Genomic DNA, 22,506 nt, shown 5'->3' on the forward strand with positions numbered 1-22,506 from the left:
AGGCGCACCGGCGTCAGCGCCGCAGACCCGCCTCGACGAGCTCGGTGATCAGTTCGCCGTAGCTCAGGCCGGACGCCACCCAGCACTTCGGGAACATCGAGATCGGGGTGAAGCCCGGCATCGTGTTGAGTTCATTGACCACGAGGGTGCCCTCGGGGGTCAGAAACATGTCGACGCGGGCGAGCCCCCGGCCGTCGACGGCCTCGAACGCGCGGAGGCCCGCCTCCTGGATCGCCGCCGTCTCCGCTTCGGTCAACTCGGCCGGGCAGATGACGTCGACGCCGTCGCCCCCGAGGTACTTGCCCTCGAAGTCGTAGAATCCTCGCGAGGTGAGGACGACTTCTCCCGGGAGGGAGGCGCGCACCCCTTCCGCGGTCTCGAGCACGGCGACCTCGATCTCACGGCCGCTCACTCCGGTCTCGATGAGCACCTTGTCGTCTTCGGCGAACGCCACAGCCAGCGCAGCGTCGAGTTCGTCGGCGACCTCGACCTTGGACACGCCGACGCTCGAGCCCGCACGAGCAGGCTTCACGAACAGCGGCAGGCCGAGGGCGGCGGCGCGTACGCGGACGTCCGCCGCGTCCCGCTCCCAGTCCGCACGGCGCACGGTCACCCAGGGCGCCACCGAGATGCCGGCGGCCTGCAGAGCGATCTTCATGAAGTGCTTGTCCATGCACAGCGCGGAGTCGAGGACGCCGCCGCCGGCGTAGGGCACCTCGAGGGTGTCGAAGTACCCCTGGATGGTGCCGTCCTCGCCGTGCTGACCGTGCAGGATCGGGAGCACGACGTCGACAGCACCGAGGCCGACGACGGAGCCGTCGACCTGCACGACGCGCAGCGTGCGGTCGCCGCCCGGTTCGGGCCACAGCACGCGCGTGCCGTTGTCGACGACCTCGGGAAGGTGCGCGGCATCCAGCGGGAACTTCGCGGGATCATCGTCCTCCAGAACGAACGCCCCCTCGCGGGTGATCCCCACCGGGATCACCGAGTAGCGGTCGCGATCAATCGCGCCCAGCACGCCCCCCGCCGTTGCGGAACTGATCGAATGCTCGCTGGAGCGCCCGCCGAAGAGCACCACCACCGTCTGCTTGTCCATGATTGGTCCTCTCACCCTGCGGGGTGTCGTCGTCCGTCGTCAGGTGGGGTGCGATGTCTCTCGGATCCATCTTGCCGTCGAGCACCATCTTCACCTGCTCGACGATGGGCATGTCGACCTCGGCCTCGCGTGCGAGCTGCAGGATCGGCGCGACCGATGCCAGCCCCTCCGCCGTCTGCTGCATCTGCTTCACGACGTCCTGGAAGCTGTATCCCTGGCCGAGCAGACGCCCGGCCGTATTGTTGCGGCTCAGCGGCGACTGGCAGGTGGCGATCAGGTCTCCGAGGCCGGCGAGGCCCTGCAACGTCTCCGGGTGTGCACCGTTCGCCACGGCGAAGTCCGTCATCTCGACGAGGCCGCGGGTGATGATCGAGGCCTTGGTGTTCTCGCCGTAGCCGACGCCGTCGACGATGCCGATGGCGACCGCGATCAGATTCTTGAGAACGCCACCGAACTCGGTGCCGATCACGTCGGTGTTCACGAACGTGCGGAAGTAGCTGTTGCGCGCGGCGCGCGCGACGGTGTCCGCCGTCTCCTGGCTCCGCGAGGAGATCACGGCAGCGGTCGGCTGCTCGCGCGCGATCTCCAACGCGAGGTTCGGACCGGACGCGACCGCGATACGGTCGGGGTCGCAGCGAAGCTCCTGGTGGATCACCTGGCTCATGCGCAAGCCGGTGCCGCGCTCGACGCCCTTCATCAGACTGATGATCTTCGCGTCGCTGTCGGCGAGCAGCGGGCGCAGCGCCTTCAGGTTCTCGCGGAGCGACTGGCTCGGCACCGAGAGGTAGACCTGTTCGACGCCCTCGAGTGACGTCGCGAGCTCGTGAGTGGCCGACATCGTGCGTGGGAGGTTGATGCCGGGCAGATACCGGGAGTTGCGCTTGGCCTCGTTGATCTCCTGCGCGAGCTCGGGTCGTCGGGCCCACATCGTCACCTGGGCGCCGCCGTCGGCGAGGATCTTTCCGAAGGTGGTTCCCCAGCTGCCCGAGCCGATGACCGTGGCCCGGGGGCCTACCGGAGCGGTTCTCTTAGGAGTCAAGGCGTCCGGTCTCCTTCTGGCCGTGGCTCGCGGGGTTCCATCGCTCCGCGGGTGCCTTCTCGTCACGCAGCTCCTCCAGGAGCGCCGTGATCGCGTTCATCAGTCGGTTCGATGCCTCGGTGAGGGCCGCCGGCTCCCCGGCGCGGTCCCGCAGATCGGAGACATCGACGGGATCGCCGATGATCACTCGCACGGGCTTGCGCAGCGGCCAGAGGCTGAGGCCCTTCTGATAGCGCCCCATGATCGCCTGCGTACCCCACTGCGCCATCGGGATCAGGGGGATGCCGTCGGCGAGGGCCAGACGCACCGCGCCGGACTTGCCGCGCATCGGCCACAGGTCGGGATCACGCGTGAGAGTGCCCTCGGGATACACGATCACTCCGCGCCCGTGCTCCACCAGCTCTTCCGACTGCTTCATCGTCTGGCGGGCCGAACTGGCGGACGAGGTGCGCGCGACCGGGATCATCCCCGTGCGATGCAGGAACCACCCGAGGACGGGAACCTTGAACAGGCTCTCCTTGGCCATGAACCGCGGCGCCCGACCCGCGCGCCACACGGCGACCGCGACGATGAGCGGATCGAATTCGGAGTAGTGGTTCGGCGCCAGGATGAACGACCCGTGCTGCGGGAGCTTCTCGGCGCCGGTGACCCGGATCTTCGCGATCAGCGAGACGGGCGGGATCACCAGCGCCGCGAGCGGCCAGAAGATGCTCGGCCGCGTCGTCTCGGATGACCGGGACGTCACCTCGGTCACCGGATGACGTCGAAGTCGGCGCCGAGCGCGTCGAGCTTGGCGAGGAACTTCTCGTAGCCGCGGCTGAGGATATCCACACCCGACACCTGCGACTCGCCCGTGGCGGTCAACGCCGCGATGATGTGGCTGTATCCGCCGCGGAGGTCGGGAACCACGATGTCGGCGCCATGCAGCGGCGTCGGCCCCGTGATGACGGCAGCCTGCTCCAGGTCGCGGCGGGGAACGCGGCGGGGCCCGTCCTGCAGACCGCGGGGGTGCACGACGATGTCGGCACCCATCTTGACCAGCGCGTCCGTGAAGCCCATCCGGTTCTCATACACGGTCTCGTGCACGACGCTACGGCCGTGCGCCTGGGTCAGTGCGACCACGAGGGGCTGCTGCCAGTCGGTCATGAAGCCGGGGTGCACGTCGGTCTCGATGACGACGGGCTTGATGTCACCGTCACGACGGAAGAGGATGCCGTCTTCCTGGATATCGAACCAGCCGCCCGCCTTGCGGAAGATGTTGAGGAACGTCAGCATCTCCTGCTGCTTGGCACCGCCGACGAAGATCTCGCCGTCGGTGGCCAGAGCCGCGGATGCCCACGAGGCCGCCTCGTTGCGGTCGAAGATCGACCGGTGGTCGTAGCCGCGGAGCTTCTCGACGCCCTCGATGACGATGACGCGGTTCGGCTCGTAGGAGATGATCGCGCCCATCTTCTGCAGGACCGCGATCAGGTCCATGATCTCGGGCTCGATGGCGGCGTTGCGCAGCTCCGTCACGCCCTCGGCGCGGACGGCGGTGAGCAGCACCTGCTCCGTGGCGCCGACACTCGGGTACGGCAGGTGGATGTTCGCCCCGTGCAGGCGGCTTCCGCCCGTGGAGAGGCGGATCCCGCTGGGGAGCTTCTCGACGATGGCGCCGAACTTGCGGAGCGCATCCAGGTGGAAGTCGATAGGGCGGTCCCCGATACGGCATCCGCCGAGATCGGGGATGAACGCCTGACCGAGACGGTGCAGGAGCGGCCCGCAGAAGAGGATCGGAATGCGGGAGGCGCCGGCGTGGGCGTCGATCTCCTCGAAGTGGGCCGACTCGACATCACTCGGGTCGAAGACGAGCGAGCCGGGCTCATCGCCCTCGCTGACGCGCACACCGTGTACCTCGAGCAGCGAGCGCACGACGGCGACATCGCTGATCGCCGGCACATCGCGCAGGGTGCTCACGGTCTCGCCGAGGAGCGAGGCGACCATGGCCTTGGTGGCCAGGTTCTTCGCCCCCTTGACGTCGACGCGACCGCGAAGCGGGCGTCCGCCTCGAATGGCGAGGACGTCTCCGGTGAGTGCAGGGACTCCGTCCGGGAGAGCGTCGCGCACAGGTGTCGTCATTCGGAGCCTCACTTCATTCACGGATTTCGGGGGCGGGTTGCCCCTGGGCTCCCCCGCCCCCGCCGTTTACTGAACGGGAAGGGTTCGGGGCCGCCACGACTCGCGACGGGCCTCGAACTGCGCGATCTTGTCTTCGTTGCGCAGCGTGAGCCCGATGTCATCGAGCCCTTCGAGGAGCCGCCATCTAGTGTAATCGTCGATCCCGATCTCGGCCTGGACGTCACCGATCGACGCGCTGCGCGCCTCGAGGTCGACCGTCATCCGTGCCCCGGGATTCCGGTCGATCTCCGCCCAGATCCGCTCGAGATCCTCTTCCGAGATCGTCGCCGCGAGAAGGCCCTGCTTGCCCGAGTTCCCGCGGAAGATGTCGGCGAAGCGCGGACTGAGGACCACTTTGAATCCGAAGTCGCGCAATGCCCACACGGCGTGCTCACGGCTGGATCCGGTACCGAAGTCCGAACCGGCGACGAGGACGGACGCGCCCTGGAATTCCGGCTGGTTGAGCACGAACTCCGGGTCCTGTCGCCAGCCGTGGAACAGAGCATCTTCGAAACCCGTCTTCGTGACGCGCTTCAAGAAGACAGCCGGGATGATCTGGTCGGTGTCGACGTTCGAGCGCTTCAGCGGTGCGGCGACGCCCGTGTGCGTGATGAACTTCTCCATGGGTCAGATCCCTTCCGTCAGGTCGCTCGGGCTGGACAGCGTGCCGCGGATCGCGGTCGCGGCGGCGACGAGCGGCGACACGAGGTGCGTGCGCCCTCCCTTGCCCTGCCGTCCTTCGAAGTTGCGGTTCGATGTGGAAGCACAGCGCTCGCCCGGTGCGAGCTGGTCGGGGTTCATGCCCAGACACATCGAGCATCCGGCGAAGCGCCATTCCGCTCCGAAGTCCGTGATGACCTTGTCGAGGCCCTCTGCCTCGGCCTCCAGGCGTACACGCGCCGACCCGGGGACGACCATGACGCGCACACCGTCGGCCTTCTTCTTGCCCTGGATGATCGATGCGAAGGCGCGCAGGTCCTCGATGCGGCTGTTGGTGCACGACCCCATGAACACGGCGTCGACCGGTACCTCCTTGAGGGGCGTCCCCGGCGTGAGGTCCATGTACTCCAGCGCACGCTCGGCGGCGGCCCGCTCGTTCGGATCGACGATCTCGGCGGGATTCGGCACCGAGGACGACAGCGAGCTGCCCTGACCGGGGTTGGTCCCCCAGGTCACGAACGGCTCGAGCTCGTCGGCGTCGATGAAGACCTCGGCGTCGAAGGTCGCGCCCTCGTCGGTCGGCAGGGTGCGCCAGTAGGCCACGGCCTCTTCCCAGTCCTGGCCCTTGGGGGCGTGCGGACGGCCCTCGAGGTAGGCGAAGGTGGTCTCGTCGGGCGCGACCATGCCGGCCCGGGCTCCGGCCTCTATCGACATGTTGCAGATCGTCATGCGCCCCTCCATGGAGAGGGCGCGGATGGCGCTGCCGCGATACTCGAGCACGTAGCCCTGACCGCCACCCGTGCCGATCTTCGCGATCACGGCGAGGATGATGTCCTTCGCGGTGACGCCGTCACGCAGAGTGCCCTCGACGTTGATCGCCATGGTCTTGAACGGCTTCAGCGGCAGAGTCTGCGTGGCCATGACGTGCTCGACCTCGCTGGTGCCGATGCCGAATGCCATCGCTCCGAACGCGCCGTGCGTCGAGGTGTGGGAATCCCCGCAGACCACCGTGATTCCGGGCATCGTGAGCCCGAGCTGGGGTCCGACGACATGCACGATGCCCTGTTCCGCGTCACCGAGCGAGTGCAGACGCACCCCGAACTCCGCCGCGTTGCGGCGCAGCGTCTCGATCTGCGTGCGGCTGGTCAGATCGGCGATCGGCTTGTGGATCTCCAGCGTCGGGGTGTTGTGGTCCTCGGTCGCGATCGTCAGGTCGAGGCGGCGGAGCGGCCGCCCTTCGCTGCGGAGGCCGTCGAACGCCTGCGGGCTGGTGACCTCGTGCACGAGGTGCAGGTCGATGTAGATGAGGTCGGGTTCGCCGTTCTCGCCCTTGACGACGAGGTGGTCGTCCCAGACCTTCTCGGCGAGGGTCCTGCGGCGTGCGGAATCGGCACCGTTTGCGGGGGTGGTCATTGCGTGTCTCCTGAGGCTGGCGGTACGGCCCACGATGGACTCCGCGACGAGGAGGGGCTCTAGATCGAGGTCTCGTCGCGGCGCGTAAGAAGAAGGAGCACGGTCCGCATGACGTCAGATTACCACCGCTCGGACGCGCTCCGACCCGTCATGACACTCTGTTGAGCACCGAACGACCGAGAGGCACCGCATGACCGTCGACACCGCCCGCTTCGCCACCCGTGCGGTCCACGCGGCGAGAAGCCGTGAGACGGCCGCCTCGCGCGCGACCCCCATCTATCTGACGGCGGGGTTCGAGTTCGACGACTTCGACCATGCGGCCGACCACTTCAGCACCGGGGCGGGCTTCGGATACACGCGCACGGGCAACCCGACAGTTCGAGCCGTGGAGCGTCAGCTCGCGGCTCTGGAGTCCGGCGCGGACGCGGTGCTGGTCGCGAGCGGACAGGCGGCGGTCGTGACCGCCCTGCTGACCGTCGTGGGTGCCGGCGACCACATCGTCTCCTCCACGCACATCTATGAGGGCACCCGAGGGCTCTTCCTCGACAACCTGGCTCGCCTCGACATCGAGACGACCTTCGTCGACGACATCGCCGATCCGGACGCCTGGCGGGCGGCGATCCGCCCGAACACCCGCGCGGTGTTCGCCGAGTCCGTCGCGAACGCGCGCAACGACGTGCTCGATATCCGCGCCATCAGCGACATCGCCGACGAGTTCGCGATCCCGCTGATCGTGGACAACACCCTGGCGACCCCGGCCCTGCTGCGTCCGATCGAGCACGGCGCGGCGATCGTCGTCCATTCCGCGTCGAAGTTCCTGGCCGGACACGGGTCGGTGCTCGGCGGCGTGATCGTCGACGACGGACGCTTCGACGCCGAGCACGCGGGCCACAATGCGCCGCACCTCGTGCTGCCGGGTCGCGGCGACGCGCCCAGTGTCTTCGCTCGCCACGGCGGCCGCGCACGCATCGCCTACGCGCGGGAGTCGGTGGCACCTCGTTTCGGGGCGTCTCCGTCGCCGCTCAACGCCTTCCTGATCGGCCAGGGCGTGGAGACGCTCGGCCTCCGCGTCGAGAGGCAGTCCCGCAACGCCCTCCAGATCGCGCAGTGGCTGGAACGGCACGACGCGGTCGAGAGCGTGGACTACGTCGGACTCCCCTCGCATCCTGACCACGAGATCGGCTCCCGCTACCTCGAAGGCGGATCGGGGTCGATCTTCACCTTCACCCTGCGTGGCGGGTTGCCCGCCGCACGACGGTTCGTCGAGGGCGTGCAGGTCTTCACGCACATGACGCACATCGGTGACGTCCGCTCTCTGGTGCTGCATCCGGCGACGACGAGTCACGCGCAGCGCACGGACGAAGAGCGCGAGGTTCTGGGGGTGCACCCCGGCACGCTGCGGGTGTCGATCGGCATCGAAGACGTCGATGATCTCGTCGCCGACCTCTCCCAGGTGCTGAACGCCGTGCGGGAGACGGTTGCATGAGCCGCCCCCAGCACTTCGGCTGGTTCCTGGCGCGCGGTTTCGGGCCGCAGGGCTGGGGCTATCCGGCTCTCGACTGGGATTACGACTGGACGCGCCCTGAGGTGTACCAGGACGCTGCCCGCACCCTCGAGCAGGCGGGCTTCGACCTGGTCATCATCGAGGACGCGCCGTCGTTGGGGTCGCCGTCGACGATCGATCTACGGGTCCGCCACGCCTTCGGGGGCCCCAAGCACGATCCACTCCTGCTCGCTCCGTATCTCTTCCAGGCGACGAGGCACCTGGGCGTGGTGCCGACGGTCAATCCGGCCGCGTACCTCCCCTACACCGCGGCGCGCCAGTTCGCGACGCTGCAGCATCTGAGCGGGCATCGGCTGGGTCTCAACGTCGTCACCGACACCGGCAGCGCACGACACTTCTCGGACACGCCGCAGCTCGGTCACGACGAGGCGTACGACCGCGCGGAGGAATGGCTCGCCGGAATCCGCGCGCTGTGGCACAGCTGGGACGACGGCGCACTCGTCGCCGACCGGGAGACCGGCGTCTATGCCGACGGCGCGAAGCTGCAGCCCGTCCGGCACCGGGGCGAGCACTTCGCGTTCGACGGCCCGCTCAACGCCCTCCCGTTCACGGACGGGGATCCGGCGATCGTCTCCCCCGGTGGCTCCGGGCGCGGACTCGGGTTCGCCGGCGCGAACTCCGATGTGCAGCTCGCGCTGGCTTCGCTGAACGAGAAGTCCGTGCGCGACTACCGTGCCCGGGTACACGAGGCGGCGATCGCGAAGGGGCGGCAGCCGGAGGACGTCAAGATCCTCTTCGCCATCCAGCCCGTGATCACCACATCGAGCGAGGAGGCGGACCGCATCGTCGCCGCCTCGGCCCATCCCGACGACGCCGCACTGGTGCAGATCGCCCGCAAGCAGTCCAGCGACCTCGAGACCGACCTCACGTCGCTCGACCTCGACAAGGCGCTGGACCCCTCGATCTTCGGCGCCCACGTCTCACGCGGGAGCATCCAGCGCCTGATCGGAGACCGCGGCGAGGACGCCCCGCTGCGCGCACATCTGACGGCGCTCGCCCGCACGGGCCGGATCACGGACCGCTCCGGCTTCGTCGGCACGGCCGAGGAGTTCGCCGACCTGGTCGAAGAGCTCGGCGAGTGGGGCAACGACGGCGTGCTGCTCTGGGGTGACTTCCATCCGGTCACCCTGCACCGCACACTCGATGAGCTCGTGCCCATCCTGCGCCGCCGCGGCATCCTCCGTCGCGCGTATGCGGACGGCGGTCTCCAGGAGAACCTGCGCGCGTTCTGATCGGCTATCCGGCCGACCGTCACCAGCCCAGGGAGCCGGGAACGCCTTTGAAGGGACCGACGACAGCCGAGGTGACCCACCCGCCGTAGAACCCACCCGGCTGCGGAACGGCGATCTCTTCCCCGACGGTGCACTCGTCCATCTGCGCCGCATACACGGCGACCCGGTCCATCAGCGCCTCGAAGCCGGGCGCCGGGTGCGGGTAGTTCCAGGCGGCCCCCTGACGCAGGGTTTCTCCACTGCGCACGTCGAAGTAGCGGGCAGCACCCTTGAACTCGCAGAAAGATGCGCCGGGGGCATCGACGAGTGCACCGGGGACGAAGTCGACGATCGGAAGGTAGTACACAGGAGGGTGACTGGTCTCCAGCACGCGCACCGCGCCACGGGTATCGGCGATCAGATGCCCGCCGAGGCGGATCGTGATGCGCTCGGCGACCTGTTCGACGCGCGGCGGCCTCGGGTAGTCCCAGACGGATTCCTGCCCGGGGGCCGGAGTGATCGGGCGAGGTCTGCGCATCTGCGCATCTTACGTCTCTCCGTTCAGATCATCGACCTCACGCGGGACGCCGCGCCTCTGCGGTCAGACGAGCGAGACCCCGCTCCCGATCCGTCCATGCCGGCGGGGACTCACTCGACGGTCGTGGTGGGCCGAGACGCCCGCTTCTCACGCGAGGAGGCGATGAGGCTCGCCACCGTGGCGATGGTCATCGAAGCCAGGATCACGCCGAGCGAGACCATGTTGCTGATGTCGGGCACCCACTCGACGTGCTGACCGCCGTTGATGAACGGCAGCTCGTTGACGTGCAGCGCGTGCAGGATCAGCTTGATGCCGATGAAGCCGAGGATCACCGCGATGCCGTAGTGCAGGTAGCGGAGGCGATCGAGGAGGTCGCCCAGCAGGAAGTAGAGCTGGCGCAGACCCATGAGCGCGAAGATGTTGGCCGCGAAGACGAGGAAGCCGTTCGTGGTGATCTCGAAGATCGCCGGGATCGAGTCGATCGCGAAGATCAGATCGGTGACGCCGATCGTGATGAAGACGATCACCATGGGCGTCCACATGCGCTTGCCGTTCACCGTGGTGCGGATCTTCGATCCGTCGTACTCCTCGCTGATGTCGACGCGACGACGGAGCAGGCGCACGATGAAGTTCTCACGCTTGACCTCGCCCTCATGGTCGCCGTCGGGCATGGCCTGACGGATCGCCGTCCAGATGAGGAATGCGCCGAAGATGTAGAAGATCGGCGAGAAGTTCTCGACGATCGCCACACCGGCGAGGATGAAGAGGCCGCGCAGGATCAGCGCGATGATGATGCCCACCATGAGGACCTGCTGCTGCAGCCGCCGCGGCACGGCGAACTGGGCCATGATCAGGACGAACACGAACAGGTTGTCGATCGACAGGCTGTATTCGAGGGCCCAGCCGGTGATGAAGTCGCCGGCGTTCTGCCAGCCGCCGACGTTGCCCAGCAGAACCGCGAACAGCAGTGCCAGACCCACGTAGAAGACCACCCACAGGGTGGACTCCTTCGTCGAGGGGATGTGCGGCCGCAGCCGGATGAGGAGCAGGTCGGCGATCAGGACGATCGTGAGGACGACCATCGAGGTGATCTCGAACCAGACGGGGATTTCCAAGGGCGCACGGGCCTTTCGCGGAGGGGTCGGGAATCAGTCGAAAGTCTCTCCCCCGCACAGATGTGCGTCGCGCGCCCGGAGCAGCGATGACGGTGCTCGTGATGACGTTACGCGCGGATCCGGGATACTCCCTCTCGCCCGGGCAATGCTACCGGAGCCGCGGCATCGCGGGGAACAGCGATCGAGACGAATGCGGCGACCGGATCTGAGACGATGAGGCAGCGATCGACACTTCCCTGGTGAGAGACACCGAACGGAATCAGGATGCCCGTGCAGACGAGTGATCAGAAATGGGCGGCGCAGGCCGCGGCCGGCGACGAGAGCGCCTTCCGCGAGCTGTACCGCACGCACGTGCGGCCGGTCTACTGGATCGCCCAGGGCATCCTGGCGTCGCCCGCCGACGCGGAGGACGTCACCCAGGAGACGTTCGTCGTCGCCTGGCGCAAGCTCCCCGCCCTCGAGCTCCAGGGCGAGTCGATCCTGCCCTGGCTGGCCACGATCTGCCGCTTCCAGGCCGCGAACCGGCTGCGCCAGCGGCGCCGCGATCAAGCGCACACCGCCGAGGCCGTCGACGAGACCCTGCTGCCCGACACGATCAGCGTCGAGGAGCAGGTCATCACGGCCGAGCTCGCCGCCCGGATCGCCGTCGAGGTCGGGACCCTGAACGAGCTCGACCGTGAGATCTTCCGCCTGTGCGCGTCCGAGGGCTACGCCTATCAGGCCGCAGCCGAGGAATTGGGCATCACGCACGCGGTCGTCCGCAATCGTCTCTCCCGAGTGCGCACCCGGTTGCGCGGCGCCGTGAAAGAAGTGAGAGACGCATGAACGACCAGAACCCCCGTGGCGAACTGCCGGTGCTGTCGGACGACGCCATCGCCCGCATCGAGACCGCCGTGTTCACCGAGATCGCCGCGGAACGCTCGCCCACGCATCCGAAGGCCGAGCGCGCCAGGAAGCGCCGCCGCCGCTGGCTCACGGGCGGCGGCATCGCCGCGGCCTTCGTCGTCGGCGTCCTCGTGACACCACCGATCCTCGGCGCGGTCGGTGGCGCCGCAACGTCGACGGCCGAAGGGCTGAGCATGCCGGGCGGCGTCTCGATGGATTCCTCGTCGTCATCACCGGATCAGATGTCCGACTCCGCGCCCGAATCGCTCCCCGGGAGCATCTCCGACTCCACCATCGCCGGTGCCGAGAGTAGCGAGGGCGATAGGGAGATCATCGCGACCGCGCAGGCGACCGTCCAGGTGAAGAGCATCGCGGACGCCGCTTCAGCCATCGCGACGATCGCCGAGGAGCACGACGGCTATGTCGAGAGCACCGAGATCGGGAAGGCCCTCGCCGTCGACGGCACGTCCGAACCGGCGCCCGCCGACTCGGCGTACGGCTGGATCAGCATCCGGGTGCCGTCTGCCGATCTACCGGATGTGATCACCGCGCTCGGGGAGACCGGTGACGTGCTCTCGTCGTCGACGTCGAAGCAGGACGTGACCTCGGTGTCGATCGATCTTCAGGCGCGCGTCGACTCGACGCGCGCGTCCGTCGAGCGTCTCACCGAGCTGATGGCGCAGTCGGGAAGCGTCTCCGAGCTGATCGAGGCCGAGGTCGCGCTGACCGACCGACAGGCGCAGCTCGAGTCGTATGAGCAGCAGCTCGAGTCCCTGCAGGGTCAGGTCGCGATGTCATCGCTTCAGGTACAACTCACCAGAGCGACGACGGCCACCACCGCCGATCCCGCCGGGTTCGCCGACGGCCTGCTCGCCGGATGGAACGGCCTCGTCGTCTCGCTGAACGCCCTCGTGATCGCTCTGGGCTTCGCCCTCCCCTGGCTCGCGGTCGTCGGTGTCGTCGTACTGATCGTGTGGCTGATCCGTCGAGCGCGCCGGAACCGTCGATCCGCACCCTCGACGAGCGCGGAGCAGGCAGGGGCCGACGAGGCCTGAGTTCCGTCCAGCGAATCCAGAAGAGGCCGCTCCCGGGAAACCGGAAGCGGCCTCTTCTGTCCGGAAAGCAAGAAAGTTCTGTCCGAAAAGCAAGAAAGCCTCCGGCGAACCGGAGGCTTTCTCATGTTGTGTGACCCCAGCGGGATTCGAACCCGCGTTACCGCCGTGAGAGGGCAGCGTACTAGGCCGCTATACGATGGGGCCGTCTGGCGGACGTTTCCGTCGCGCGACAACCGTTCAAGTATGCCATGGCATTTCTCGGTCCGCCAAATCGACGCCGCCCCGACCTGACTCCCGGGCGTGGCGCGCAGAATACGTTTGCCGTGCGCCGGATGAAGGAGTTGACTCGTCTCATGCGCGTCACCAAGTTCGAACATGCCGCCCTCCGCCTCGATGCCGGCGGGAAGACCCTGCTGATCGATCCGGGCTCCTTCACCGCACCGCTGGTGGATCTCGACGATCTGATCGGGATCGTGATCACCCACGAGCACCCCGACCACTGGACCTCCGATCACTTCGACCGCCTCTTGCGCGGGGCACCCGGCACGCCGATCTTCGCGCCGTCCGGGGTGGCTCGTGCGGCGGAGGGATACGACATCACGGTCGTCTCCCCCGGGGACACCATCGAGGTGGGCGACTTCTCGCTCCGATTCTTCGGCGGCACGCACGAGGTCATCCACTCGTCGCTGCCCGTCGTCGAGAACGTCGGCGTACTGGTGAACGATGAGCTCTACTACCCCGGCGATTCCTATGCGGTTCCGGAGGGGATCGACGTCGGCACGCTCGCTGCGCCGCTCGGAGCGCCCTGGCTGAAGATCGGCGAGGCGATGGACTATGTGCTCGCTGTCGCGCCGCGTCGCGCCTTCGGCACCCACGACATGACGCTCTCGGTCATCGGGAAGAACATGCACCGCCAGCGGCTGCAGTGGGCGACCGAGCAGGGCGGCGGGGAGTTCTTCGTCCTGGAGCCCGGCGAATCGCTCGATCTGTGAGCGGCGCGGTACGACGCCTCCTCCCTCCGACGACCGCGCGACTCGTCTTCCGGGAGATGACGGAGGACGACCTGGACCTGATGGCCGACCTGCTCGGCGACCCGGAGGTGATGGCGTTCTATCCGGCGCCCAAGAGCCGCGCCGAGAGCGCCGAGTGGATCGCGCGCATGCAGAAGAGCTATCGGGAGCACGGCCACGGGCTGTGGATCATCGAGACACGCGAAGGCGAGTTCGTCGGCGACTGCGGTCTGACCTGGCAGTCCGTGAACGGCGATCCGGTGCTGGAGGTCGGCTATCAGGTGCGCCGGTCGATGCAGCACCGGGGGTACGCGACCGAGGCAGCGCGCGCGTGTGTCGAGCTGGTCGCTCGGGAGTTCGCACCGACGCTGCTCACCGCGATCATCCATCCCGCCAACGACGCCTCACGCGGCGTTGCGGAGAATCTCGGGATGACTCACATCGACGATGACCGTGCGCACCCGTGGATCGTGCGCACGGTCATGGGGATGCAGGTCGCTCCCGCTTAGCCGCGTGAAGTGGCGCCCTGCGCGGCGCGCACCCGGAGATCGCGCTCCAGATGATCGCGCTGCTCGACGATGAGCCGCCGCAGCGCCGCGGGCGCCGCCGCGTTCTCGGCGATCCAGACATCGACGGCACTCAGCGAATCGGCCGCGGGGAAGAACCCGAGGACCAGCCGACGCGCGATCTCGATGCTGCGATCACCCCAGACTCCCGAGATACGGGCGAAGTACTCCGCGTCGAAGACCTCGGTCAGATCGCGGCGCCCACCGGCACGGAAACCGTCGATCTCGGCGTCGAGGTGATCGTTGCTCAGCGTGAGGTCGGTCCAGGCGGTCTCCCAGGCCTCGCGCCGCACGGCGGCGTCCGGGCGCGATGACCGTGCTCGTCGCGCTGCCGTGCGCCCGCTGCCCGTGTCGTCACGCTCCTGCTCGGCGCTGATGTCGGCGAGGTCGGCGTGCCCCGTCGTGACGAGCGCCGTCAGCAACTGCCAGCGCAGATCGGGGTCGACCACGAGCCCCGCGGGTACGTCGCCGTCGAGCAGAGCCCGCACCTGCTCGTGGTGCGCGTCGTCGTATGCGGATGCGGTCGCGAGCGCCCGCGCCCAGGACAGCTGCGCGTCGCTGCCGGCATCGGCGGCCTGCAGGGCACTCCAGACGGCATCCGTCCATGCCCGCTGTTCGGCCGCACGGTCAGCATCCGCCACGAAGTGCCGGATGGCGTACGCGGCGTTCGCGAGGACACCCGCCAGCAGCCCGATGTTGGACTCGGCGGGGCCGTGCGTACGCACGATCGCCACGTACCGCGCCGCATCGAGCTCACCGTCCCTCGTGGCGTTCCACAGCGACGACCACACCAGTGCCCGCGCCAGCGGCTCCTCGATCTCCGACAGCGACTCCTCGACCGTGCGCAGCGACCGCTCGTCGAGCCGCGCCTTGGCATACGTGAGGTCGTCGTCGTTGAGGAGCACGAGATCGGCTTCGGGCAGATCCAGCGGGGTCCGCTCGCCGATCAGGTCGAGTTCCTGCTGCTCGCGCCGGACGACGCGCCCATCCCGACGCTCGTACAGGCCGATGCGCAATCGGTGCGGACGCGGATCGGTCTGCACGAGGACGCTGCGGCCCTCGTCATCCGTCTCGGTCCACAGCGTCGACACACCGGAGGTCTGCAGCCATGCCGCCGACCAGTCGCTCATGTCACGGCCGGAGACGGCACTGAGCTGCACCAGGAAGTCGTCGAGCGTGGTGTTCCCGAACGCATTCGCAGCGAAGTAGCGCCGAGCACCCTCGAAGAACGCGTCATCGCCGACGAAGGCGACCAGCTGCTTGAGGACCGCGGCACCCTTGGCGTAGGTGATCCCGTCGAAGTTCAGCTTCGCGGCCTCGAGATCGGTGATGTCCGCCACGATCGGATGCGTCGTGGGCAGCTGGTCCTGCTGATACGCCCAGGCCTTTCGGCTCGCGGCGAACTTCACCCAGGCGTCCTGGAATCGGGTGGCTACCGCGGAGGCGTGCGCACCCATGTAGTCGGCGAACGACTCCTTGAGCCACAGGTCGTCCCACCAGGTCATCGTGACGAGGTCGCCGAACCACATGTGGGCCATCTCGTGCAGGATCGTGTTCGCCCGTGCGGCGCGCTGCGCATCCGTCGCCGCGCCCCGGGAGAGATACGACTCCGTGAACGTCACCAGGCCCGGGTTCTCCATCGCACCGAGGTTGTACTCGGGGACGAAGATCTGGTCGTACTTGCCCCACGGGTACGGGTAGGCGAAGGCGTCGGTGAAGAAGTCCAGTCCATGCCGGGTGACCTCGAGGATCTCGTCGGCGTCCAGGTGGGGCGCCAGCGACCGGCGGACGAAGACGCCGAGGCGGATCTGCTGCTCGTCGCGCCGCCACTCGCCGTCGACACGCGTGTAGGGGCCGGCGGCGACCGCAGTGATGTAGCTCGAAATCGGCAGGGTCGGGGCGAACTCCACCCGCTGTACCCCGACGCCGAGGTCGGTGTGCACCGCGGTCTGGTTGGAGAGCACCTGCCACTCGGAGGGCGAGTCGACGACGAAGGTGTACTCGGCCTTCATATCGGGTTGTTCGAAGCACGCCATGACACGACGCGAATCCGCAGGTTCGTACTGCGTGTACAGGTACGTCTCGTCGTCGGCCGGGTCGTGGAAGCGGTGCAGTCCCTCGCCGGAGCGGCTGTATGCCCCGACCGCCTCGACGCGGACCACGTTGGCGGCGGCAAGGCCGGCGAGCGTGATCCGTGCTCCGTCCCACACGACATCCTGGTCGACGCCGTTCACCTCGACACGGCGCACCTCTTCGCCGATGAAGTCGAGCCAGGTCGACTCCGCCGTGGCATCGAACTCGAGCGTCGTCACGGTCGAGAACCCGGTGCGCGCCCGCTCGGGCGCCCCCGTCAGATCCAGTTCGACACGGATGCGGTGCAGAGTGACCACTGCGGATCGCGCGGCGGTCTCCTCCCGGGTGAGGTTGGCGGTGTCCATCCCTCCATCCTGGCATCCGGACGGGACGCAGACGGCCCCACCTTCACGCCTCACCCGCTGCGCAGGCGATGACCGATCTCCGCGTAGAGCTGCGCCGAAGCTGCCGCGAGTGCCTCAGCCGACCCATCATCGCCTCGCAGAGCCGCGATCGACGAGAGGACGGCGTCGCTGCGTGCGACCTCGGCACGATCGCCGGTCGCCTCCGCGATGCTGCGCGCTTCCTCGGCATGCCGCTCCGCATCATCGACCAGCTGGTGGGCAGCGGTCGCATCGATCGTCGCCGCGCGCACCAGGATCTCCGCCAGCGAGTTCGCCGCCTCGGTCGCGATCAACGGTGAGCCGGCGCGTTCCGCCTCGCGCAGCGTTCGTTCGGCGGTGGTTCGCGCCCTCACGAGGTCGCCGGCGCGGCCATCGAGCCGTGCCTCCAGCAGGTCGAGGTCCGCCGATGTCGCGAACTCCCCCGCTGTCCGCAGGGTCTGTCTCGCGGTCGCGCACAGCTCGCGAGCGAGCACGTCGTCCCCCGTCGCTTCCGCCACCAGGGCCAGCGTCCTGCGCACGAACGGCAGCGAGTCGACGCTCGATTCGTCGAGCAGCCCCTGCAGCTCGGCGGCCGCGTCATCGAGCTGTCCGATCGCCAGGAGGAGCAGGGGCCGATTGCCGCGGACGACCGCGACGTTGAGATCGTCGCCCTCCTCCCCGGCCATCGTCAGGGCCACCGCATAACGGTCGCGCGCCTCCGGGTACCGGGCGAGGATGCGCAGCGTATCGGCATGATTGCCCGTCGCCCGCCCCTCCACGATCCGATCCCCGGCCGCCCGCGCGTGTCCGATCGCGAGCTCGTACGACCGCAGCGCCTCTTCGAGATGGCTCATCCATCGTTGGACGTTGCCGATCTGATTCCAGGTGCGCGCGAGTGACGCCCCGGTCGCGATACGTCGTACCCGATGCAGCGTGATCAGCGCCTCGTCCAGACGCCCCAGCTTCTCGGCGCAATGCGCGACGCCCAGGGCGATCTCCGGCACGAGGTCGAGTCCCGCTCCGCGCGCGGCGAGGTCATGCAGGCGCAGCGACTCGTTCCACATCGACCACCGGGAGAGCCCGGGGTGCGCCTCTATGGCGAGCTGTTCGACCGCGGAATCGGCAGCGTGCTCCCGAGCCGCCGCGGCGACGGCGAGCACGGTCACCACTTCCCGCGCCGCATAGTCGGGGTCAGAGCGGATCCGCGCCACCACTGCGGCCGCTGCCCTCAGCACGAAGGCCCGGCGCTCCGACGACGGGCGAAGCGAGCGCGAGCGCTCCGCGGCGAATGCGAAGACCGTGGCGTGGATCAGCAGGTGCCCGTCGCGGAGCTCGACGAGATGGCGACCATGAAGGCGATGCAGATCGGCTTCCGCCGACGGACCGCCGGCAGCGAGCAGCACCTCGGCGTCGATGTCCCTGTCCAACAGCGCAGCGTCCGCCAGCAGATCGGCCTCACTCTGCGACAACGAGCGGGTCGCGGCTTCGAGCACAGGACGGATCCGCGCATCACGCGGCTCGTGTTCGAACCGCGAGGCGAGATCCTGGAACGACCAGCCCTCGTGCTCACGGACGATGCCCGCGAGCATCACGAGGTCGAGCGGGAGGCCGCCACCGACGGCCACGATGCGCCGGAGCGCGTCTGCACCGACGTCGATCTCCGAGTGGGGCAGAGGCGCCGCCGTCCCCTCGACCGTGATGAGATGCGCGAGGAGCCGTTGCGCGTCGGTGTCCGTCATCGGCGGAACGATGACACGAGCGATGGTGAGCGTCTGCGGTCGCACACGCTGCTCCAGATCGGCGAGGTCGACCCGGGAGGTCACGACGTACCGCACCCCGGGGACGATCAGTGCGGCGAGGCGCCGGGCATCACCCGCGTCTTCCACGATCACGGTCGTACCGCGCGCGGTGACCTGCAATGTCTCGCGCAGGCGGGGCAGCTCGTAGGGCAGCGAACGGACTCCGAGCGCGCCCAGCATGCGCCGCAGGACGTCGATGGGGTCGGCGCGTGGGCGGTCCGACTCGGATTCGCGCAGCTGCACCGTGAGCACGGAGTCCCTGCCGACCAGTGCGGAGGCGAAGGTGCTCTTCCCGGCGCCCGGCAGCCCGGTGAGAACCAGGACATCCGCCGCAGGCACCGAGGCCAACAGTGCTTCTCGACCGATCTCCGCGCCGGGAGCGTTCCGCGGAGCATGCGTCACCTCGATGTGCACTCCGGATCGCTCGCCGTTGAGCACGCGCGCCGTCTCGCTCCAGCGTTCCGATTCGGTCTCCTCGCCGCCGAGCGCCCGGACGATGTCTCCGACGAGCCGATCATCCACCCGTCGTCGACCGGGACGGAAGCAGTCGTAGACCGTGACCTTCGCCGGTTCCGTTCCCCCGCGCAACCGTCCGATGCGCCGTGCGATCTCCGCGTACGAGGGGGATCCGGCATCCGCGCGCATCCGCCCCAGCCCGCTGCAGAGCTCGTCGAGGGTGCGCGGGGCGGGCATGAGTCGAGCCTATGGCAGGCTGCGGCGGCGCTCGGCCGGCGCGTCGTTCGGGCTCGTTCGGGGTCCGACGGCGCCCGGTGGCGGGCACCTAGGCTCGCTCGACGGAGGCCGCCCGACCTCCCGGACAAGGAGACACTCCCCATGACGACACGCGCAGAGATCGCCGCGAAGCTCGACGACTTCTCGTTCCAGAAGGTGAACTTCGGCGGGTTCCTGATGAACAAGCGTGCGAAGAACTCGCACGCGCTGTGGACCCGCACCTCCGACAAGGGGGTCACGGAACTGACCATCCTCACGACGCGGGACTTCGGTGAGGGCAACGTGTACGACGTCGCCGCGTTCACCCTGGACGGCACGGTGCCCGCCGACGTGGTCACCGAGCTCCGACAGCAGGCCGAGAGCCTGACCGACCGGATCAACCTCCGCGAGCACGGGTATGTGTACTCGTGCCTCGAGCCGTGGGACGGCGGGGGCACCATCTGGATCTCGAAGAAGCCGGAGTTCCGCGCGCTGAGCCGGATCGATCAGGGCATCTACGTCATCCCGATCCAGCGTCTCAACGGTCTGAACGAACCGCGCTGGCTCGCCTGGGCACGCGAGAACGGCCAGCTGAACATCGCCATCGTGTACAAGCCCTGACGGTGTTCACGCACTCGGAACCGATGCCCGCCCCGCACGCGGGAACCCCCGTGCGGGGCGGTTTCCGACTGATCGCCGCGTCGGTGGCCTATCTGGTGATCGCCGCCGGCGTCGCGTTCTATCTGCTGCCCGTGGGCTTCGGGCTCGATGGTGCCTCCTTGCTCCTCGCACAGCTGGCGACGATCGTCGCGGGCGCTGTGCTCGTCGCCACCTCGACCTTCGCAGTCGTGCAGCATCGACGGCGACGCGCGAACCTCGAAGCCATCGCACAGGCGCTCGGGTGGATGTACCGCGCAGACATCGGCGACCGTATGTGGGGCGGATCCATCGACGAGCAGATAGACCGTGGGAGCCGCACCGCCCAGGACCACCTCGATGCACTCCACACCAGCCTCCCGTTCGACAGCGTCGAGCGCATCTTCGTCGTCGGCGACCGCGAGGGAGCGACCACGCATACCGTGCGCGCCGTGCGTATCCCCCTCCCGTCGGAAGCGCCGAGGATCACGCTCCGCTCGCGTCGGGGCGGTGGAGCGCTCAGTGTGCTTCCGCGACGACCGACCGGCCGCTCGCAGCTGCGGTTGGAGGGGAACTTCAGCGATGTGTTCGAGGTGTCCGTCCCGCACGGTTACGAGACCGACGCGCTGTATGTGCTCACACCCGATCTGATGGCGATCCTTCTCGATGAGAGCGCCGACCTCGATCTGGAGATCGTCGACAGCACGCTGCACCTGTACCTTCCTGCGGTCGACCTCACCGACGAGAGCGAGCTCCACAGATTTCTCACCGTGATCGCCGCGCTGCACGATCGGTTCGGACGACGGACGCTGCTGTACCGCGACGAGGCAGCGGAACCTCTCGACCCGCAGTCCTATCGCCGCGACGGCGACACGCTCACGGAGCGCGCCCGGAGCGTGGACACCCGCATCCGGTGGTGGCCGGTGATCGTCGCGGTGGCCACACCACTCATCCCGATGCTCATCGCTGTCGTCTGGCTGCAGCTCGCCGGGTGACCTTCTTCGAGATCTCCGGCCCGCCCAGGAGCCGCCGTATGGCCGTCTCCGGCGTCACCGAGAGGTCCAGCGTGCGTCCCCGTGCGTACTGACGGAAGACCCGCGGATCGATGTAGCTGCCGCGCGCGACGGCAGTCGTGTTCCCGAGCGCGGTCGCGGCCGCCTGCACGGCGAGTCGCTCGGCCTGGTCCCGATCCTTGCGCCGGTCGAGTTCGCCGATCCGGGCGAGTGCATCGGCCGCGATGACGGTCCCGTGCAGGGTACGGAAGTCCTTGGCCGTGAAAGACGCCCCCGTCACCTCGCGAAGGTAGGTGTTGACCTCGGCCGGAGTGATGCGCACGCGGCGGCGACCGCGGCGATAGGCCAGAAGGAAAGCTCCTGACTTCCCTGCGGCGAAATCGGTCAGCGCGTCCGCGAGCGACTCGTCGGTGATCTCGATCGAGGCGGTGCGGCCGCTCTTCGCGGGGAAGGACAACGCCACGTCGCTGCCGGACACGCGCACGTCGCGCCGGCGAAGGGTCGTGAGCCCGCGGCTGCCGTGCCGCACGAGGTATCGCTCGGAGCCGATGCGGAGCGCCGCATCATCGAGCAGGCGGAAGGCGATAGCCAGAGCGCGCTCCTTGGTCTGCCCTTCCTCTTTGAGCGCCCTGGTCACCTGAGCTCTGGCACCGGGGAGCGCGGCCGCAAGGTCGAGCGCTTGCACGAACTTGCGGCGATCACGGCTCACGCGCCACAGCGGGTGGTACAGGTACTGCTTGCGCCCCGCGCCGTCGATCCCCACGGCCTGGATGTGCGCGAGCGGGTCCGCCGCGATCCACACGTCGTGCCACGCGGGCGGGATGACCAGATCGCTGATGCGTTCGCGATCCGCCTCCGGTGCGGTCTCGCCTGCGGGATCGACGTAGCGGAAACCCGATCCCGAGCGAACCCGTCGGAAGCCCGGATCCTCATCTGGTGCCACCCGAACCAGTCTGGCCATTCGTGCTCCTCCCCTGAAGTCGTCTCCGCCGAGGATGCCGGTCTCCGAAGTGCAGCGATAGGGAGTGGCGTCGCGCGCCCCGCCGTGCTATTCGGCGTCGGCCGGAGGTCGCGCGAAGGTGCGGCGCATGTGATCGCTCGTGAGGAAGTCGGCTATGCCGATCATGATCAGACTGAAGACGATCTGCTCGGACACCATCCAGAGGGGGTACAGGCCGGGGATCGCGGCCATCACGAGCGTGATGACGGGAAAGATCTGGGCGAACAGTCGCAGCCGCTGATAGGCCCATCGCCAGCCGTGCTGCGCGCGCCACGCGAAGTAGAACAATGTCGCGGTCATCGCGAGGACGACCAGAGTTCGCATCCAGACGGCGAACGAGACGGACTCGCCATCGACCGCCAGCACCAGAGCGACGATGACGGCGCCCACACCGATCACGAGTTCGACGACGAGGAGCCAGAGGATCCACGTGAACGCTCGCACGGTGTTGGGGTGCGTGCGGTCGGCCTCGCTGATCGCGACGCCGGCCTGCCGCCCGCCCGCGATCCGGTCGAGACGGAGGAAGAGAGACTCCAGGGCCATGCTCGGAGCCTATTGCGTGCGAACCCCGCCGGCCTCGTC

At 68.4% G+C, this 22,506-nt stretch carries 20 protein-coding genes and 1 tRNA gene; 8 read left to right on the forward strand and 13 right to left on the reverse strand.

Translation table 11 applies throughout. The features are described from left to right. Positions 1 to 13 precede the first annotated feature (13 nt). From ACCO44_RS13595 to leuC, 6 genes are all read right to left on the reverse strand, one after another. Complete coding sequence (locus ACCO44_RS13595; protein WP_105709837.1) at positions 14 to 1,096, reverse strand: D-alanine--D-alanine ligase family protein; 1,083 nt, start codon at positions 1,094 to 1,096, stop codon at positions 14 to 16. After that, positions 1,002 to 2,135 (reverse strand): NAD(P)H-dependent glycerol-3-phosphate dehydrogenase, encoded by a 1,134-nt coding sequence (locus ACCO44_RS13600; protein WP_029263543.1) that lies wholly within the window; start codon positions 2,133 to 2,135, stop codon positions 1,002 to 1,004. Before ACCO44_RS13600 ends, ACCO44_RS13595 begins: the two co-directional genes overlap by 95 nt. After that, the gene (locus tag ACCO44_RS13605; protein ID WP_029263544.1) at positions 2,125 to 2,889 is read right to left on the reverse strand and encodes a 1-acyl-sn-glycerol-3-phosphate acyltransferase; all 765 of its coding nucleotides are present in this window, start codon (positions 2,887 to 2,889) and stop codon (positions 2,125 to 2,127) included. The genes ACCO44_RS13600 and ACCO44_RS13605 overlap by 11 nt, the downstream gene beginning before the upstream one ends. After that, positions 2,886 to 4,253 carry a UDP-N-acetylglucosamine 1-carboxyvinyltransferase gene (gene murA, locus ACCO44_RS13610; RefSeq protein ID WP_029263545.1) on the reverse strand — a complete coding sequence of 456 codons (1,368 nt, stop codon included), beginning with the start codon at positions 4,251 to 4,253 and terminating at the stop codon, positions 2,886 to 2,888. The genes ACCO44_RS13605 and murA overlap by 4 nt, the downstream gene beginning before the upstream one ends. 66 nt (positions 4,254 to 4,319) lie before the next feature. After that, the gene (leuD, locus tag ACCO44_RS13615; protein WP_105709836.1) at positions 4,320 to 4,916 is read right to left on the reverse strand and encodes a 3-isopropylmalate dehydratase small subunit; all 597 of its coding nucleotides are present in this window, start codon (positions 4,914 to 4,916) and stop codon (positions 4,320 to 4,322) included. 3 nt (positions 4,917 to 4,919) lie between these two features. Further along, on the reverse strand, positions 4,920 to 6,365 hold the full coding sequence (gene leuC, locus ACCO44_RS13620) for a 3-isopropylmalate dehydratase large subunit (RefSeq protein WP_091036012.1): 1,446 nt from the start codon (positions 6,363 to 6,365) through the stop codon (positions 4,920 to 4,922). 190 nt (positions 6,366 to 6,555) lie between these two features. Here leuC and ACCO44_RS13625 point away from each other — a divergent pair, with 190 nt between their 5' ends. Further along, a complete protein-coding gene (locus tag ACCO44_RS13625) occupies positions 6,556 to 7,851 on the forward strand; it encodes an O-acetylhomoserine aminocarboxypropyltransferase/cysteine synthase family protein (RefSeq protein ID WP_029263548.1) in 1,296 nt (431 codons plus the stop codon). Continuing rightward, positions 7,848 to 9,161, forward strand: a complete 1,314-nt coding sequence (locus tag ACCO44_RS13630; protein WP_372466933.1) for an LLM class flavin-dependent oxidoreductase — start codon at positions 7,848 to 7,850, stop codon at positions 9,159 to 9,161. The genes ACCO44_RS13625 and ACCO44_RS13630 overlap by 4 nt, the downstream gene beginning before the upstream one ends. Before the next feature lie 19 nt (positions 9,162 to 9,180). Here ACCO44_RS13630 and ACCO44_RS13635 read toward each other — a convergent pair whose 3' ends face one another. Together ACCO44_RS13635 and ACCO44_RS13640 are read right to left on the reverse strand one after the other, a co-directional pair. Further along, entirely contained in the window at positions 9,181 to 9,678 is a 498-nt protein-coding gene (locus tag ACCO44_RS13635) for a DUF427 domain-containing protein (RefSeq protein ID WP_372466934.1), read from the reverse strand. Between the two features lie 110 nt (positions 9,679 to 9,788). Further along, positions 9,789 to 10,793 carry a TerC/Alx family metal homeostasis membrane protein gene (locus tag ACCO44_RS13640; protein ID WP_372466935.1) on the reverse strand — a complete coding sequence of 335 codons (1,005 nt, stop codon included), beginning with the start codon at positions 10,791 to 10,793 and terminating at the stop codon, positions 9,789 to 9,791. 264 nt (positions 10,794 to 11,057) lie between these two features. Here ACCO44_RS13640 and ACCO44_RS13645 point away from each other — a divergent pair, with 264 nt between their 5' ends. Then, positions 11,058 to 11,618: an RNA polymerase sigma factor gene (locus ACCO44_RS13645; RefSeq protein ID WP_029263552.1), complete on the forward strand. Its 561-nt coding sequence runs from the start codon at positions 11,058 to 11,060 to the stop codon at positions 11,616 to 11,618. Beyond that, complete coding sequence (locus ACCO44_RS13650) at positions 11,615 to 12,733, forward strand: DUF4349 domain-containing protein (protein WP_372466937.1); 1,119 nt, start codon at positions 11,615 to 11,617, stop codon at positions 12,731 to 12,733. Before ACCO44_RS13645 ends, ACCO44_RS13650 begins: the two co-directional genes overlap by 4 nt. Before the next feature lie 131 nt (positions 12,734 to 12,864). On the opposite strand, the gene ACCO44_RS13655 is transcribed toward ACCO44_RS13650, so the two are convergent. After that, positions 12,865 to 12,937: transfer RNA gene (locus tag ACCO44_RS13655), tRNA-Glu, on the reverse strand. A 149-nt stretch (positions 12,938 to 13,086) separates the two neighbouring features. On the opposite strand from ACCO44_RS13655, the gene ACCO44_RS13660 reads away from it, so the two are divergent. Further along, positions 13,087 to 13,725, forward strand: a complete 639-nt coding sequence (locus ACCO44_RS13660) for an MBL fold metallo-hydrolase (RefSeq protein WP_262000849.1) — start codon at positions 13,087 to 13,089, stop codon at positions 13,723 to 13,725. Continuing rightward, complete coding sequence (locus tag ACCO44_RS13665) at positions 13,722 to 14,252, forward strand: GNAT family N-acetyltransferase (protein ID WP_372466938.1); 531 nt, start codon at positions 13,722 to 13,724, stop codon at positions 14,250 to 14,252. The genes ACCO44_RS13660 and ACCO44_RS13665 overlap by 4 nt, the downstream gene beginning before the upstream one ends. Here ACCO44_RS13665 and pepN read toward each other — a convergent pair. Continuing rightward, positions 14,249 to 16,747 carry an aminopeptidase N gene (gene pepN, locus ACCO44_RS13670; RefSeq protein ID WP_372466940.1) on the reverse strand — a complete coding sequence of 833 codons (2,499 nt, stop codon included), beginning with the start codon at positions 16,745 to 16,747 and terminating at the stop codon, positions 14,249 to 14,251. The genes ACCO44_RS13665 and pepN overlap by 4 nt on opposite strands. Positions 16,748 to 16,797: 50 nt before the next feature. Beyond that, the gene (locus tag ACCO44_RS13675) at positions 16,798 to 19,257 is read right to left on the reverse strand and encodes a tetratricopeptide repeat protein (protein WP_372466942.1); all 2,460 of its coding nucleotides are present in this window, start codon (positions 19,255 to 19,257) and stop codon (positions 16,798 to 16,800) included. 141 nt (positions 19,258 to 19,398) lie between these two features. Here ACCO44_RS13675 and ACCO44_RS13680 point away from each other — a divergent pair, with 141 nt between their 5' ends. Then, a complete protein-coding gene (locus tag ACCO44_RS13680; RefSeq protein WP_105709828.1) occupies positions 19,399 to 19,896 on the forward strand; it encodes a hypothetical protein in 498 nt (165 codons plus the stop codon). A 23-nt stretch (positions 19,897 to 19,919) separates the two neighbouring features. Beyond that, positions 19,920 to 20,906 (forward strand): hypothetical protein, encoded by a 987-nt coding sequence (locus ACCO44_RS13685; RefSeq protein WP_372466943.1) that lies wholly within the window; start codon positions 19,920 to 19,922, stop codon positions 20,904 to 20,906. Here ACCO44_RS13685 and ACCO44_RS13690 read toward each other — a convergent pair. Together ACCO44_RS13690 and ACCO44_RS13695 are read right to left on the reverse strand one after the other, a co-directional pair. Next, positions 20,872 to 21,885, reverse strand: coding sequence for a DNA topoisomerase IB (locus tag ACCO44_RS13690; protein WP_372466944.1), 1,014 nt, complete (start codon positions 21,883 to 21,885; stop codon positions 20,872 to 20,874). The two genes, ACCO44_RS13685 and ACCO44_RS13690, sit on opposite strands and share 35 nt — an antisense overlap. Before the next feature lie 87 nt (positions 21,886 to 21,972). Then, positions 21,973 to 22,467, reverse strand: coding sequence for a hypothetical protein (locus ACCO44_RS13695; RefSeq protein WP_372466945.1), 495 nt, complete (start codon positions 22,465 to 22,467; stop codon positions 21,973 to 21,975). Between the last annotated feature and the right edge of the window lie 39 nt (positions 22,468 to 22,506).

It is taken from the genome of Microbacterium maritypicum, assembly GCF_041529975.1.
Lineage (GTDB): Bacteria > Actinomycetota > Actinomycetes > Actinomycetales > Microbacteriaceae > Microbacterium.